Genomic DNA, 14,259 nt, shown 5'->3' with positions numbered 1-14,259 from the left:
TGACGAACAGAGCGGTAAATAGCTATCGCGGATTTGCGATATGCCACGCCGACACACCGGTTCTGTTGGCGTGACTGTCACCGCGATCGGAGCTAGGCTTTGCGCTCGTCCAGTTTTGCCTTGATTTTCTCGGCGGAAATGGGCATTTCCCGGATACGGACGCCGACGGCGTCCCGGACGGCGTTGGACAGCGCCGGCGGGACTGTGTTTGTCGGGACCTCCGCAACCGATTTCGCGCCAAACGGACCGGTCGGCTCGTGGGTCTCGACCAGAATCGATTCGATCGGCGGCGTCTCGGTCGCCGACGGCAGTCCGTACTCGTCGAAGTCAGCTATCTCCGCCCGTCCCTCGTCATCGAGCGTGATCCCGTCACTGACGGCCATCTCGTAGCTCATGTGGTTCGCGCCCTCGATCTGGCCCTCGGCCATGCCGGGGTTGATCGCGACGCCACAATCGACCGCGACGACCAGTTTGTGCACCTCGAACTCGCCGGTTGTCTCATCGACGGTCACGTCGGCGAACTGGGCGGCGAAGGGCGGGGGGCTCTCCTCGGTGCAATGGGTCCCCTTCCCCAGGATGTGTTCCCGCTCGTCGTCGCCGTAGGCGGCCTCGTAGCCAATGTCTTCGAGTGTGACCGAATTGCCGCTCCTCTCGCTGTACACCGTTCCGTCGCCGGTTTCCAGAACATCGACTGGCTCCTCAAGCAGTTTCGCCCCCCAGTCGAGAATCCTTTCTTTTGCGTCCTCGGCGGCCTTCTTGACGGCCATCCCACTGATGTACGTCGTCGAGGAGGCGTACGCGCCGTAGTCGAACGGCGTCACGTCTGTATCGGACGATTTGACGATAATATTGTCCTCGTCACAGCCCAGTACTTCTGCGGCAATCTGGAGGAACGCTGTGTCAGCGCCCGTCCCGATGTCGACGCCGCCGACCTGCAGGTGGAAGCTCCCGTCCTCGTTCATCATTATCTGAGCGGCCCCGAGCTCGTCGCCGGCGACGCCGGTCCCCTGCGCCGACAGCGCCATCCCGATGCCGCGATGCAGATGGTCCGCGTCGGGCTGTTCGAGGTCGTCGTAGCCGATAGCGTCTTTTCCGCGCTCGATACACTCGTCGAGGCCACACGAGCGGATACGGCGGTTCGCTCCCTCTCCGCCCATCATCCCTGCGATCTCGTCGAGGTCGCCGACTTCCATGTGGTGTCGCCGCCGGAATTCGATGGGGTCGAGACCGAGGTCGCGAGCAACCTCGTCGAGATGGCCTTCCAAGGCAAGCGTGCCCTGTGGTGCGCCGTAGCCACGCATTGCGCCGGTCTGTGGCGTGTTCGTGTGGACGATATCGGCCTCGAACCGGGCGTTCGGGACCTTCGAGTACAGCGGCATCGGCTTGCTTCCGACGTTGCCCGCGACGGTCATCCCGTGGCTGCCGTACGCGCCGGTGTTCGACAGGGCGTAGATGTCGATAGCTTCGATATCGCCGTCGTCGGTCACGGCCGTCTTCGCTTTGACTTTCATTGGGTGCCGGGAGCGCATCGCGTAGAACTCCTCCTCGCGACTGGCCTCGTACAGGACCGGGCGGTCGGTGGCGAGCGATAGCGCCAGCGGAATCGGTTCGACGACCATCGCCTGTTTCCCGCCGAACCCGCCGCCGACCCGCGGCTTCGTCACCCGGATGTCACGGATCGGGATGTCGAATAGGTGGGCGAGCTGTCTCCGGGTGTGGTTTGGCACCTGCGTACTGGTGATGAGGACGTGGCGGTCGTCTTCGTCTGTGTACGCCAACGAGGTGTGTTTCTCGACGTTCGCGTGGGACTGGCGGATCGTCTCCCACTCGGTTTCGTGGACGTGGGTGTCGTCGTCGAGCGCCCCGTCCACGTCGCCCAGTTCGCCCCCGATGTGAGCCATTCGGTTTCGGTCGTAGTCGTGGCCGACGATCTCGTTTTCGACCTCGCCGTCCTCGAACAACTGTGGCGCGTCTTCGTTGAAGGCGTCCTCCGGATCGGTGACGTAGTCGTACTCCTCGTACGACACCTCGATAGCCTCGACGGCGGCAGTCGCGGTCGCCCGGTCTTCTGCCGCGACAGCGGCAATCGGGTCGCCGATGTAACGGACGTGCTCGTTCAGCACGCCCATGTCCCATGGGCTCGGCTCGGGGTAGGACTGTCCAGCACTGGTGTATTTGGCGTCCGGCACTGTGTCGGATTCGGGTGTCAAGACCGCCTCGACACCGTCCATCGCCTCGGCCGCACTCGTGTCGATGCCAGTCACCCGGCCGTGTGGAATTTCGCTTCGGACGACCGCTGCGTACGCGAGGTCGGGATACCGCTCCTCGTAGTCGGCGGTGTACTTCGCCTGTCCAGTGACGAGCTTTCGGTCGTCGTACTTCTCCGTCCGGTGGGAGACGCTGTCGCGCTCGCCGGGGGCCTTATCATTGTTCTCGGGTTCGTCCCATTCGAGTGGGTGCTCCTCAAACCGTTCGTCTTTGACAGTCTCTGACTGTGAGGCCGTTCCGCCGTCGGCCTTGGCTGTCTCGTCGTCGTTACTCATCGCAGCCACCTCCACAGCAACTGGTCGACTCGTCTCTATGCTGTGCCACAGTGACCGGGTGGCCGCCGTCTGCGGCGACAGACTGCTCCCCCTGCATTCGCTGTGCTGCGTCCAGCACGGCTTCGACCGGTTTCTGATAGCCAGTGCAGCGACAGACGTTGTCGTCTAAGGCCTCCCGAACCTCCCGCTCGGTTGGGTCGGGATTCGAATCCAGCAGCGCGACCGCCTCGATCACCATGCCCGGAATACAGAATCCGCACTGGACGGCGAAGTTGTCGACGAACGCCTGCTGGACCGGGTGCAGGTCGGCCTGTGTCCCGAGCGCCGCGACGGTCTGTATCTCACTCCCGTCGGCGTCTGTCGCCTCCATCCCGCAGGCCATTCGCACGTCCCCATCGACGAATACCTTCGATGCACCGCAGGTCCCGCCGTCGCAGCCACATTTTACGTCGATGTAGCCGCGCTGTCTCAAAACCGTCGCCAGGTCGTCCCCTGACCCGGCTTCGACTATCGTCCGCTCGCCGTTGATTGTGAGTTCAATATCCACAGAGTACCCTCCAGTTTTCGGCATGCATTACGGATACACGCCTGTTAGTGAACAGGTGTGCAACACCATCTCATATATGTATGGTTCACAGGTGTTTGATCGCAGTGTTGCCAGACGAAGCCGCGGGTCACCAGCAGACAACAGGCTGACACAGCTGCGACAGACAAGACAGTCGCTGTGTGACGTGTGCCAGATGTGTGATATTCACACGCTTGGAACGGAACGGCTCACTCGGCGGCCTTCGTCTGCACAGCGTTCAGCAGTACCTCAGTCCCGGTGACGATGTCATCCCATTCGGTGAATTCGCTCTCGCGATGGCTGATTCCGTCGACGCTTGGAACGAAAATCATGCTCGTCGGAGCTATCTTGTTGAGGTAGTTCGCATCGTGGCCTGCGCCGCTGACCAGTCGCGTGTACTCACAGCCGACCGTCTCGGCGGCCTCGACGACTGTGTCAATGCAGCCCTGATCGAACGGGTCCGCGTCGACCCGCATTATTTCCTCTATCTCGTATTCAAGGCCTTCGCGCTCGGCCGCGTGGGCAACCTCTTCCCTGATCTGTTCGACGGCCGCGTCGACCACGGCATCGTCGTACGAGCGGAAATCGAGCGTGAATTCCACCGTCTCGGGGATGACGTTGATAGCGTTTGGCCACACGTCGACGCTGCCAACTGTCCCGACGAGGTCCGTTCCTTCAGTCGCTGTGATCCGCCGGACTGCGCGGGTTACGTCCGCCGTCGCCACGAACGCGTCGTGGCGCATATCCATCGGTGTCGGCCCGGCGTGGTTCGCTTGGCCCTCGAAAGTGACGTTCAGCCAGGAAAAGCCGAACACGCCTTCGACAGCGGCGACTGGGATGTCCTGCTGCTCGAGAAACGGCCCCTGCTCGACGTGCATCTCGAAGTAGCAGTGGATGTCATCCGCTTCACAGGATGTTTCGCCCTTGTAACCAATGCGTTCGAGTTCATCGCCGAACCGCCTGCTCTCCTTGTCCTCGCGCTCGTACGCGTAGTCGAGGTCGAAGATATCACAGTAGACACCGCTGCCGAGCATATCCGGCTGAAAACGGACGCCCTCCTCGTTGCTCCAGGCAACGACCTCCAGTGGACGTTCGGTCGTCACGCTGGCGTCGTTGAACGCCTCGATGACTTCCAATCCACCGAGGACGCCGATAACGCCGTCGTACCGCCCGCCGTTGTACTGGCTGTCGATGTGTGACCCGAACAGAACCGGCGCGGCGTCGCTGTCAGTTCCGTCTAGCTGACCGAAGATGTTGCCCATCGTATCGATACGGACCTCCAGCCCGGCCTCCCGGAACCACTCGACCAGTGTGTCGCGGGCCGCCTTGTTCTCGTCGGACAGGCTCGGTCTGTTCACGCCGCCCCGTTCTGTCGCGCCGATCTTGTTGAACGTATCGAAGCGCCGTCTGAACCGCTCGCTATCGAGACTGACGGATGGCATTGGGTAGCTGTTCCGCGGTGTCGTCTTGAAGATTGTGTCGGGGTGGCCCCACACAGATCGACAGACACGGTGTGGCACGCGCTCGCCCCCTGTCACACACGGTTGAGACCACCGAAAGAGCCAAACGACCGTTCCACGAGTCAGCAGACATGACCGAGCTGAGTGCCGCGTCCATCGCGTTCAGAGACGCGCGGGTGCTGGACGGGAGCGGTCGCCCTCCGTTCACTGCGAGCGTGCGTGTCGCCGACGGCCGAATCGACGCTATCAGCGAAGCCCCGCTTGCGGCCGACCGCGTTGTCGACCTCGACGGGTCGTATCTCGCACCGGGGTTCATCGATATGCACGCACATTCTGAGCTGCGGCTTTTCGAGAATCCCGGTGCCAGGGAGAAACTGACGCAGGGTATCACGACGGAAGTCCTCGGACAGGACGGGGTCAGCGTCGCTCCGGTGCCGCCGAACCTCACCGACGAGTGGGCGGAACGGGTCAAATCACTCGACGGCACGCTCGGCGAAACGTGGCCCTGGCACACCGTCTCTGGCTATCTCGAAGCGCTCGAATCCGTCGAGCCTGCTGTCAACTGTGCGTACTACGCCCCACATGGCAACATCAGGTCGATGCTGGCCGGATTCGAGGACCGCCCACTCAGCGGTGAACACGTCGTCGCCGCCGGACCAGTCACCGGTCAACGGCTGGACAGACCGAAGTCAGACCACGACACAGCCCCCGGTGAGCTCGATGCGATTCGACAGGAACTCGAAGTAGCGCTTGAAGAAGGCGCGTTCGGCATGTCCAAAGGGATGATATACCCCCCGAGTTCGTACGCCCGCGACGACGAACTGGTGGCGCTTGCGGATACCCTCGCCAAGCGTGACTCGTTTATGATCTCTCACGTCTGGAACGAGACGGACTGTGTGGTCGAATCTATCGACCGGTATCTCGATATCTGTCGCCGCGGCGGCTGTCACGCCCACGTCTCACATCTCAAGGTCGGCGGCCAGCAGAACTGGGGGGACTCCGAGGCTGTGCTCGACCTGTTCGACGACGCCGTCGACCGTGGTCAGCGGGTCACCTTCGACCAGTATCCGTACACCGCCGGGTCGACGATGCTTACCGCGCTGTTGCCGCCGTGGGCACGGCAGGGCGATTCAGAGGCCATCCGGCACCGCCTCAACTCCGCGGCTGTTCGCGACCGCATCGCCGCTGATATTTCCCAGCCGGGTGACTGGGAGAATCTCGCGTACGCTGCCGGGTCGTGGGACAATATCCTCATCACGCGGACCGGGAGCGGCCGCTATCAGGGTGATACCATCGCGGACATCGCCGCCGAGATGGGCCGCGAGCCGGTCGACGCGATGTGTGAACTACTCGTCGCGGAGGAGTTGGATGTGACGATGGCCGACTTCGTGATGGCCGAAACTGATATCGAGCGGTTTCTCGCGGACGACCGTGGTACGTTCTGCACGGACGGCATCTTCGGCGGAAAGCCCCACCCGCGGGCTATCGGGGCGTTCAGCCGCATCCTCGAACGGTACGTCCGTGAACGGAACGTGCTCTCGCCGGAACTGCTGGCGTACAAAGCCGCAGGCAACCCGGCTGATATCCTCGGCCTCAGGGACCGCGGCTACGTCCGTGAGGGGTACATCGCGGACCTCATGGCTTTTGATCTCGACTCGGTGTCGGCGAACGCGACCTACGAGAACCCGTTCCAGTTCTCCGACGGGATGGAGTACGTCCTCGTCGGCGGCGAGATTGCCGTCCGGGACGGCGAACTGACCGGCGAGCGAAACGGCGACGTGCTCCGCTCCTATGAGGAATGGGGTGGTGCGACTCGCCCCGAACTTGACCGCGCTGCTGATGACTGATTGATCGGGCTGACGGCTCTGACCGACCGTATAGCGACTTGCCAATCCGACCGCTTGCTACCGGCAGGACGGTGTTGAGGGAACCGGAATCGTCGAACCGGGGCTTCCTTACTCCGGTACTTCGCCTTCGACAGCGTCGACGAAACTGTTCATCTCCTGGAACAGGAACTCGTCGCTCTCGCCCTCGAACGGCGAACCGGCCCAGACATCGAGTTCGCCGTTGACGATTTGTTCTTCCGTCTCGGCGACGGTGTCTTTGACCTCTTGGGGGACCTCCGGTCCCCACTCGTCGAGCGTGGGCAGGTTCGTCTCCATGCCGCCCCAGAAGGCATCGGCTTCCCAGGTTCCGTCCCGGACTGCGGAGACGGCCGGGCCGTACACCTCTTCCCAGTTCCACACTGGTGAGATGAGGTAGTTGTCGCCGCCGAACTCGCCCATCGGCGCGTTGTAGCCGGAGGCCCACACATCCGCCTCGTTTGCGGCCCTGACCGGTGCAGGGGAGTCCTGCTCTTGCGAGATGACGTCACACCCTTCATCGATAAGCGAGTTGGCCGCCTGCTTTGAGGTCTGGGGGTCGAACCACGCGTTGACCCACCGGATTTTGAATGTCGCGTCCGGGTTCACCGATCGCGCGCCGAGCGCCATCGCGTTGATGGAGCGAATGACTTCGGGGATCGGGAACGCGGCGACGTAGCCGATGGTGTTGTTCTCGGTTACCATCCCGGCCGCCTGCCCGGCGAGATACCGGGGCTGGTAGATCCGGCCCATGTACCGTCCCATGTTCTCCCGGGTGCGATAGCCGGTCGCGTGTTCGAAGTACGTGTCGGGGTACTGTTCCGCAATGTTGAACATCGGGTCCTGGTAGCCAAATGTCGTCCCGAAGACGATGTCAGCATCACCCTGCGCGTACTGCTCGAAAACGCGTTCCGAGTCCTCTGGCGCGACAGCTTCCGTGTACTCGGTTTCTAGCCAGTCGTACTCCTCGTCGACCGTCTTTCGCCCCTCGTCGTGAGCCCAGGACCATCCGAGGTCGCCCACCTCTGAGATGTACACCCAGGCAGCGGTGACGGAGTCCGACCCGGAGTCCCCATCGCCGCTGGTCGTCGTGCCGTCAGCCGTGTCTGTGTCGTCGCTTCCACCACTACAGCCGGCTAGTGCGGTTACTCCTGTCGCCCCGAGGGCACCCAGCATCTCCCGCCGCGATATCGTTCGGTTGGTATTCACCATTACTGAACTGGGTAGAGGTAGCGGAAACTCCTACTTAAGCGATACCATTCTTGACCGTACAGCGAACGAACATATCCGGAAAAAATTGACCGAAAATCCCATTCACGCTTGAATAATGTTACGAACGTTGTTATATTCGCCCGAGAGCCACAGCAACACCCAGGCGATTACTGTCGTCGGAGACCGGTGGCGGGGTCAGTTCGGGACCTCGCCCTCGACGGCGTCGACGTAGCTACTCATCTCCTGGAAGAGGAACTCGTCATTCTCGCCCTCGAACGCCGAACCGGCCCAGACATCCAGTTCTCCGTCGAGTATCGCCGACCGCGACTCCGAAACGGTGTCTTTCGCTTCCTGTGGCACCTCTGGCCCCCAGTCGTCTAGACTACAGATACCCGACTCGATGCCTTCCCAGTATGCATCGGATTCCCAGCTGCCGTCCCTGACAGATTCTATGGTTGGACCGTAGAACTCCTCCCAGTGCCAGATCGGGGACGTGAGATAGTTCTCACCGGCGATGTCGCCCATCGGGGCGTCGTAGCCGGTCGCCCAGATACCCGCATCGGAGGCTGCACGGAGTGCAGCGGGGGAGTCCTGGTGCTGGGCCATCACGTCGACATCCTCGTCCAGCAAGGCGTTTGCCGCCTCGCTCTCGGTCGGGGGGTCGAACCAGGAGTTCGTCCATCTGACCTTCAGCGTCGCGCTGTCGTTGACAGACGCGGCTCCGAGCGCGTAGGCGTTGATACCGCGGATGACCTCCGGAATCGGGAACGCCGCCACGTATCCCAGCGTGTCTGTCTCCGTCACGGTCCCGGCCGCCTGCCCGGCGAGATACCGGGGCTGGTAGATCCGGCCCATGTACCGCCCCATGTTCTCCATCGTCAGGTAGCCCGTGTTGTGCTCGAAGTACGTGTCGGAGTACTGCTCCGCCACGGACGCCATCGGGTCCTGATACTCGAACGTACAGCCGAAGATGATATCGGCATCACCCTGTGCGTACTGTTCGAACACCCGCTCGGAATCGGCTGGGGCGACAGCCTCGGTGTACTCGGTCTCTAGCCAGTCGTACTCTTCTGCGACTGCCTTCCGCCCTTCGTTGTGGGCCCACGACCAGCCGAGGTCACCGACCTCCGAGTTGTACACCCATGCGGCGGTAATCGAATCCATGCCGTCACTGCTGGTCGCAGTACCGTCACCAGCCCCGCCGTCGCCGGTGTCGGTGGTTGCTTCGCCATCGCCCCCGTCACCACCACCGCTACAACCGGCTAACCCGGTTATCCCTGCCGCGCCAAGTGCTGTCAGTAACTCCCGTCTCGATCTGGTATGTTTCTTGTCAACCATTAACTAACCGAATAGCCATTTCGGAAACAATCACTTAAATTGTTCCGTTCACGCAGCTTTCTCTCTCCTATTTTCCAAATATGTGCCACAAAAGTACCCCTATCAAATGGTAATTGAATACAATATAAAGCATATGTTCATCGTACTGGGTATCGCGACAGACTGAGTGACCGTTAACAATGGACACCAGCACACAACAACTGATACTTGGCAAATGTCCGGCATTTCCCGTGCTGGACGGCGAATATGGCTACCTTTGGAAACAATTATGCCACTACATTGTTGATACCCGGCCAAGACCACAGAGCATGTCCGAACACACCACGCTCAGGATGGAGGGGATTCTGAAGGAGTTCCCTGGGGTCGTCGCCAACGACCACGTCAACCTCTCCGTCGAGCGCGGGGAAATCCACGGCCTCCTCGGCGAAAACGGCGCGGGAAAGAGTACGCTGATGAAGATTCTGTACGGGCTTTACTCGCAGGACGCCGGCGATATCTATCTCGACGGCGAGCGACTCGATCTGGGGTCCCCACAGGACGCCATCGACGCCGGCATCGGGATGGTCCACCAGCACTTCATGCTGATTTCACGCCTCACAGTCGCCGAGAACGTCGTGCTCGGTGAACGTGAGCCGGCCACAGCGTTCCGCGGCGATGCGGAGGACAGCTGGCTCCCGGCGGCAGTCCGGAACAACAGTCTCGTCCAATCGCTCGCCGGACAGTTTTCGCTAGGTCTCGATGTGCCCGAGCAACGGATTCAGGATTTAGCCGACCAGTACGGGTTCGACATCGACGTGAGCGCGAAGATCTGGGAGCTTGATGTCGGCCAGCAACAGCGCGTCGAGATACTCAAGGCGCTGTACCGGGATGTCGACCTCCTGATTCTCGACGAACCCACGGCAGTCCTCACGCCGACCGAGGCTGAGCGGCTCTTCGACTCGCTCGAACGGCTGACTGACGAAGGACTCTCGATAATCTTCATTACGCACAAGCTCACTGAGGTCGACGCCATCGTCGACCGGGTGACGGTGCTCCGGGAAGGAGAAAACGTTGGCACCGCCGAGGTGTCGTCAGTCTCCCGGGCGGACCTCGCGGAGATGATGGTCGGTCGCGAAGTACTGTTCGAAATAGACAGGGAAGCGATCGACTTGGGCGACCCAGTTTTGCGCGCACGCGGGGTCGAAGCCACCGACAATCGAGATATCGAAGCGCTCTCGGGTATTGACCTGACGGTTCGGCAGGGCGAAATCGTCGGGATTGCGGGCGTCAGCGGTAACGGCCAGAAGGAGCTCGCGGAGGTCATGGCCGGCATTCGGGACGTAACGGCCGGCGAGCTAGTGGTCAACGGTGAAGACATTACCGGCGCGAAACCGAAGACGTTCGTCGACAGCGGCGTCTCGTTTGTCCCCGAGGACCGGCTCCAGTACGGCTGTGCCGAGGACCTCTCGGTGATGCACAACGCCACGATGAAAGACTTCAGGGACAGCCGGTTCGGCGACCGGCCGTTTCTGGACTACGGGGAACTCCGCGACTACGCCGAAACACTGGTCGATGAGTTCGATGTCCGCGGCGTCAGCGACGTGACTGAGACACAGGCCGGCGACCTTTCCGGGGGGAACCTCCAGAAACTCATTCTGGCGCGGGAAATCTACCGCGACCCGGACCTCCTCATTGCGAACCAACCGACCCGCGGCGTCGACGTCGGGGCAATCGAGTTCATCAGGGAGACGCTGCTCGAACAGCGCAAGGCAGGAACGGGTATCATCCTCCTCTCGGAGGACTTAGACGAGATATTCGACCTGAGCGACAGGATTCTCGTCGTGTACGAGGGTGAGTTCGTCTACGAGACGACACCGGCCGAAGCCGACCGGGAACGGATCGGTCTGGAGATGACCGGTGGTGGTGGAGACGACGGTAAGACGGTTGTGCCGCCCCAGCACGGAGCCACACAGGAGAGTGAGAGCTGATGAACGTCGCAGTAACCGTCGATGCGCGCGAGGACATTCCGGCCTGGCTCTCCTACGGGACGCCCGTGTTCACCGTGCTGGCTGCACTGGCGGTGAGCGCTATCGCGCTGGTCGTCCTCGACGTGAACCCTGTCGCGGCGTACACGACGATGTTCGTTGACACGCTCGTGACCGAGTTCGGTCTCAGTGAGACGCTGATAAAGGCGGTTCCGCTGATTCTCACGGGCCTGGCGGTGTATCTCCCGCTGAAGGCGGGCCTGTTCAACATTGGGGCAGAGGGCCAGCTCGTCGCCGGCGCGCTTGCAGGGACGTGGATCGGGCTGAACGTCTCGCTCCCGAGCCTCGCACTGATTCCGCTGATGTTCGTCGCTGCAGCCGTAGCCGGCGGTATCTGGGCTGGTATTCCGGCGTACCTGCGTGCGAAGTGGGACGTCAACGAGATCATCACGTCGCTACTGCTGACGTTCGTCGCGCTCGAAATCCAGAGCTACCTGCTCCGGGGACCGATGCAGGGCGGGACCGGGAACTTCCCGCAATCAGACCGGTTTTCCGAGGCCGCGACGATTCCGGAACTGTTCGGCGGTGTCCACGCTGGGCTGCTCGCCGCCCTCTGCATGGTCGTCGTGACGTATGTCCTGATGACGAGAACGCGACTCGGGTTCGAAATCACGTTCGTCGGCTCGAACGACGAGGCCGCCCAGCAGGCCGGGATGAGCAAGTTCTACGTGTATCTGCTCGTGTTTGTCGTCGGGGGCGCGTTCGCGGCCATGGGCGGCATCAGCGAGATCGCCGGCGCACAGGGTCGATACCGTGCCGGGTTCGAACCCGGATACGGCTTTACAGCCATTCCCATCGCGCTGCTCGGTCGCAACAGCGCGTTCAAGGTGATGCTCGCTGGCCTGTTTTTCGCCGTGCTGTTCGTCGGCGGGTCAAGCATGGAAGTGGCATTCGGTGTGCCCGCGGCGCTGGTCGAGATCATCCAGGCGCTGGTCATTCTCTTCCTGATCACGGCGGAGTTTTTCAAGAGCTACCGTGTCGGTATCGACCTAAAACGCGGGCCAGCGGAGACGCCAGCCCAGCCACAGCGGGGTGACGACTGATGGTGAGCTTCATCGCCGGCCTGCTCGATGCGACTGTTCAGGCGGCGACGGTGCTTCTCCTCGCTGGGATGGGCGAACTCATCAGCGAGCGAGCGGGCGTCCTCAATCTCGGCGTCGAGGGCATGATGCTCGTCGGCGCACTCGGGGGATTCATCACGACCGTCCTCACGGGGAGCCACTGGCTCGGATTCGGCGTCGGCATCCTCCTCGGGATGGTGCTGGCGCTGGTCCACGCGTTCCTCTGTATCACGCTGAAGTCGAACCAGGTCATCAGCGGCGTCATGCTGACACTGCTTGGGACCGGGCTGACAACCTTTTTCGGCTCCGGCTGGGTCGAAGAATCGATCAGCGGCTTCCCGCAGATAACGTTCCCGCTCGTCGGTCAGTACCTTGTCGGTATCCCGGTCATCGGCGAGGCCCTCTTCCGGAGCACGGCAACGGACTACCTCGCGCTCGGTTTGCTGGTCGTGGTCTGGTACTTCCTGTACCACTCGAACCTCGGGCTAGAGATGATAGCCGTCGGTGAGGACCCAGAGATGGCGGATACGATGGGGGTGTCCGTGTTCAGGTTGCGGTACCTCGCGGTGCTCATCGGCGGCGGGTTCGCTGGCGCGGCCGGCGCTCACCTCTCGCTGGCCTTCTCACAGCTCTGGGTCCCCGGCATGACCGCGGGCCGGGGCTGGATCGCTGTCGCGCTGGTTATCTTCGCGCAGTGGCGGCCCCGCCGGATGCTCGTGGGGGCGTATCTGTTCGGGCTGCTCGACGCGCTCCGCATTCGCTCCCAGTCGATCTCGTTGACGCTTGGCCCCGATGCGCCCCTCGCGGGCGTCATCAATCCCATCGTCGAGTTTCTCATGACGCCACAGATCATGGGGACGTACCCGTATCTGGCGACGATTATCGTGCTGGCGTACGCCGTCATCCGGACCAAGAGCGACCAGCTTGCCGTCCCCTCGGCGCTGTTGCAGTCCTACAGTCGCGAGACGGACTGAGCGGTCCGCGACGCGGGCCAATACCGGCGGCCACACCTCCCACAGACCGTGTGTGTGGCCAAATCTATTTATCGGTATTCGGAGAATCCAGCATGTCTCATGAGCGCCAATCAGGTCTTCGAGAGAGGCGACCGTGTCGGTATCTACTTGCAGGACAAACACTCGCTAGAAGAGAACGTCGAACTCGTGCAGTACGCGGAAGAGCAGGGTATCGACGAGATATGGCAGGCTGAATCGCGACTCGCACGCGACGCCGTCTCCCCGCTCGGCGCGTACGCCGCGGTCACCGATGACATCAAACTCGGGACGGGCGTCATCAACAACTGGACGCGCAACGCGGCGCTGATCGCACAGTCGATGAGCACGCTCGAGGAACTCGCCGGCCCGGACCGCATCATGTGTGGTATCGGGGCCTGGTGGGACCCGCTGGCCGAGAAGGTCGGTATTGACCGTAGCGGCGCGCTCCGGGCGATGCGCGAATGTGTCGAGGTGACACAGGACCTGCTGGACATGGAAAACGTCACCTATGACGGGGAGTTCGTCCAGATGCGCGACGTGGAACTGGACGTGGTCCACGGCGATGACGGGCCGCGAACCGTCCCCGTCTACGTTGGCGGGACCGGCTTCAAGATGCTGGAACTCACCGGCCACTTCGCCGATGGGGCCCTGTTGAACTACCTTGTCAGCCCGGAGTACAACGAGAAGGCCCTTGACGCACTGGAGACCGGGGCGGAGCGTGGTGGTCGCTCTCTTGACGACATCGACCGGCCCCAGCTCGTCGTCTGCTCGATGGACCACGACGAAGAGAAAGCCCTGGACAACGCCCGCGAACTCATCACGCAGTACCTCGGGCAACAGCCACACATCATGAAAGCCAGCGGCGTCAGCCAGGACCTCATCGACGAGGTGGGTGAGACCATCGGCGGGTGGCCGGCCGACAAGGACGACATCAAAGAGGGCATGCACCTCATTCCGGACGACGTGGTGCACAAACTCACCGCCAGCGGCACGCCCGAACAGTGTCGGGAGAAAGTCCGGGAGTACGCAGAGACGGGCTGTCAGTGCCCGATTCTCTATCCGCTTGGCGACGACCGGCGGCTGATGATCGACGAGTTTGCGGACGGCTACCTGTAACCAGGGACGGCGCGCAGCCACGCGGCACAGACCCCCCTTCCTGTTGTTAATTGTGGTTGAGACGGGATACTCGTTCCCTCGTGGTG

The 14,259-nt window shown here is 62.1% G+C and carries 10 protein-coding genes; 5 read left to right on the top strand and 5 right to left on the bottom strand.

Annotation, left to right across the window (positions count from 1 at the left end):
- Positions 1-92 precede the first annotated feature (92 nt).
- The 3 genes from G9C82_RS14325 to G9C82_RS14315 all read right to left on the bottom strand — a co-directional run bounded on the left by G9C82_RS14325 (position 93) and on the right by G9C82_RS14315 (position 4,550).
- Positions 93-2,543 carry a xanthine dehydrogenase family protein molybdopterin-binding subunit gene (locus tag G9C82_RS14325; protein WP_127014467.1) on the bottom strand — a complete coding sequence of 817 codons (2,451 nt, stop codon included), beginning with the start codon at positions 2,541-2,543 and terminating at the stop codon, positions 93-95.
- Positions 2,536-3,114 (bottom strand): (2Fe-2S)-binding protein, encoded by a 579-nt coding sequence (locus G9C82_RS14320; RefSeq protein ID WP_004965479.1) that lies wholly within the window; start codon positions 3,112-3,114, stop codon positions 2,536-2,538. Before G9C82_RS14320 ends, G9C82_RS14325 begins: the two co-directional genes overlap by 8 nt.
- Before the next feature lie 203 nt (positions 3,115-3,317).
- The gene (locus G9C82_RS14315; protein ID WP_127014466.1) at positions 3,318-4,550 is read right to left on the bottom strand and encodes a Zn-dependent hydrolase; all 1,233 of its coding nucleotides are present in this window, start codon (positions 4,548-4,550) and stop codon (positions 3,318-3,320) included.
- Between the two features lie 149 nt (positions 4,551-4,699).
- On the opposite strand from G9C82_RS14315, the gene G9C82_RS14310 reads away from it, so the two are divergent.
- On the top strand, positions 4,700-6,415 hold the full coding sequence (locus G9C82_RS14310; RefSeq protein ID WP_127014465.1) for an amidohydrolase family protein: 1,716 nt from the start codon (positions 4,700-4,702) through the stop codon (positions 6,413-6,415).
- Between the two features lie 108 nt (positions 6,416-6,523).
- On the opposite strand, the gene G9C82_RS14305 is transcribed toward G9C82_RS14310, so the two are convergent.
- Entirely contained in the window at positions 6,524-7,642 is a 1,119-nt protein-coding gene (locus G9C82_RS14305) for a BMP family ABC transporter substrate-binding protein (protein ID WP_127014464.1), read from the bottom strand.
- Between the two features lie 195 nt (positions 7,643-7,837).
- Positions 7,838-8,980 carry a BMP family ABC transporter substrate-binding protein gene (locus G9C82_RS14300; RefSeq protein WP_004965470.1) on the bottom strand — a complete coding sequence of 381 codons (1,143 nt, stop codon included), beginning with the start codon at positions 8,978-8,980 and terminating at the stop codon, positions 7,838-7,840.
- 308 nt (positions 8,981-9,288) lie between these two features.
- Here G9C82_RS14300 and G9C82_RS14295 point away from each other — a divergent pair, with 308 nt between their 5' ends.
- The 4 genes from G9C82_RS14295 (at position 9,289) to G9C82_RS14280 (ending at position 14,173) form a co-directional block, all read left to right on the top strand.
- Positions 9,289-10,947, top strand: coding sequence for an ABC transporter ATP-binding protein (locus tag G9C82_RS14295; RefSeq protein ID WP_127014463.1), 1,659 nt, complete (start codon positions 9,289-9,291; stop codon positions 10,945-10,947).
- Positions 10,947-12,047 (top strand): ABC transporter permease, encoded by a 1,101-nt coding sequence (locus G9C82_RS14290; RefSeq protein ID WP_127014462.1) that lies wholly within the window; start codon positions 10,947-10,949, stop codon positions 12,045-12,047. Before G9C82_RS14295 ends, G9C82_RS14290 begins: the two co-directional genes overlap by 1 nt.
- Positions 12,047-13,039 (top strand): ABC transporter permease, encoded by a 993-nt coding sequence (locus tag G9C82_RS14285; protein ID WP_127014461.1) that lies wholly within the window; start codon positions 12,047-12,049, stop codon positions 13,037-13,039. Before G9C82_RS14290 ends, G9C82_RS14285 begins: the two co-directional genes overlap by 1 nt.
- Positions 13,040-13,138: 99 nt before the next feature.
- Positions 13,139-14,173, top strand: a complete 1,035-nt coding sequence (locus G9C82_RS14280) for an LLM class flavin-dependent oxidoreductase (RefSeq protein WP_127014460.1) — start codon at positions 13,139-13,141, stop codon at positions 14,171-14,173.
- The last annotated feature ends 86 nt before the right edge of the window (positions 14,174-14,259 follow it).

Source organism: Haloarcula sp. R1-2, from assembly GCF_011627385.1.
In the GTDB taxonomy this organism is placed as follows: Archaea; Halobacteriota; Halobacteria; order Halobacteriales; family Haloarculaceae; genus Haloarcula; species Haloarcula marismortui.
This window is presented reverse-complemented; position numbering and strand designations above follow the sequence as displayed.

Coding starts and splice junctions, on each gene's coding strand:
- G9C82_RS14315 (WP_127014466.1), bottom strand. CDS start 4,550: ATGCCATCCGTCAGTCTCGATAGCGAGCGGTTCAGACGGCGCTTCGAT.
- G9C82_RS14285 (WP_127014461.1), top strand. CDS start 12,047: ATGGTGAGCTTCATCGCCGGCCTGCTCGATGCGACTGTTCAGGCGGCG.
- G9C82_RS14320 (WP_004965479.1), bottom strand. CDS start 3,114: ATGCCGAAAACTGGAGGGTACTCTGTGGATATTGAACTCACAATCAAC.
- G9C82_RS14280 (WP_127014460.1), top strand. CDS start 13,139: ATGAGCGCCAATCAGGTCTTCGAGAGAGGCGACCGTGTCGGTATCTAC.
- G9C82_RS14295 (WP_127014463.1), top strand. CDS start 9,289: ATGTCCGAACACACCACGCTCAGGATGGAGGGGATTCTGAAGGAGTTC.
- G9C82_RS14290 (WP_127014462.1), top strand. CDS start 10,947: ATGAACGTCGCAGTAACCGTCGATGCGCGCGAGGACATTCCGGCCTGG.
- G9C82_RS14310 (WP_127014465.1), top strand. CDS start 4,700: ATGACCGAGCTGAGTGCCGCGTCCATCGCGTTCAGAGACGCGCGGGTG.
- G9C82_RS14305 (WP_127014464.1), bottom strand. CDS start 7,642: ATGGTGAATACCAACCGAACGATATCGCGGCGGGAGATGCTGGGTGCC.
- G9C82_RS14300 (WP_004965470.1), bottom strand. CDS start 8,980: ATGGTTGACAAGAAACATACCAGATCGAGACGGGAGTTACTGACAGCA.
- G9C82_RS14325 (WP_127014467.1), bottom strand. CDS start 2,543: ATGAGTAACGACGACGAGACAGCCAAGGCCGACGGCGGAACGGCCTCA.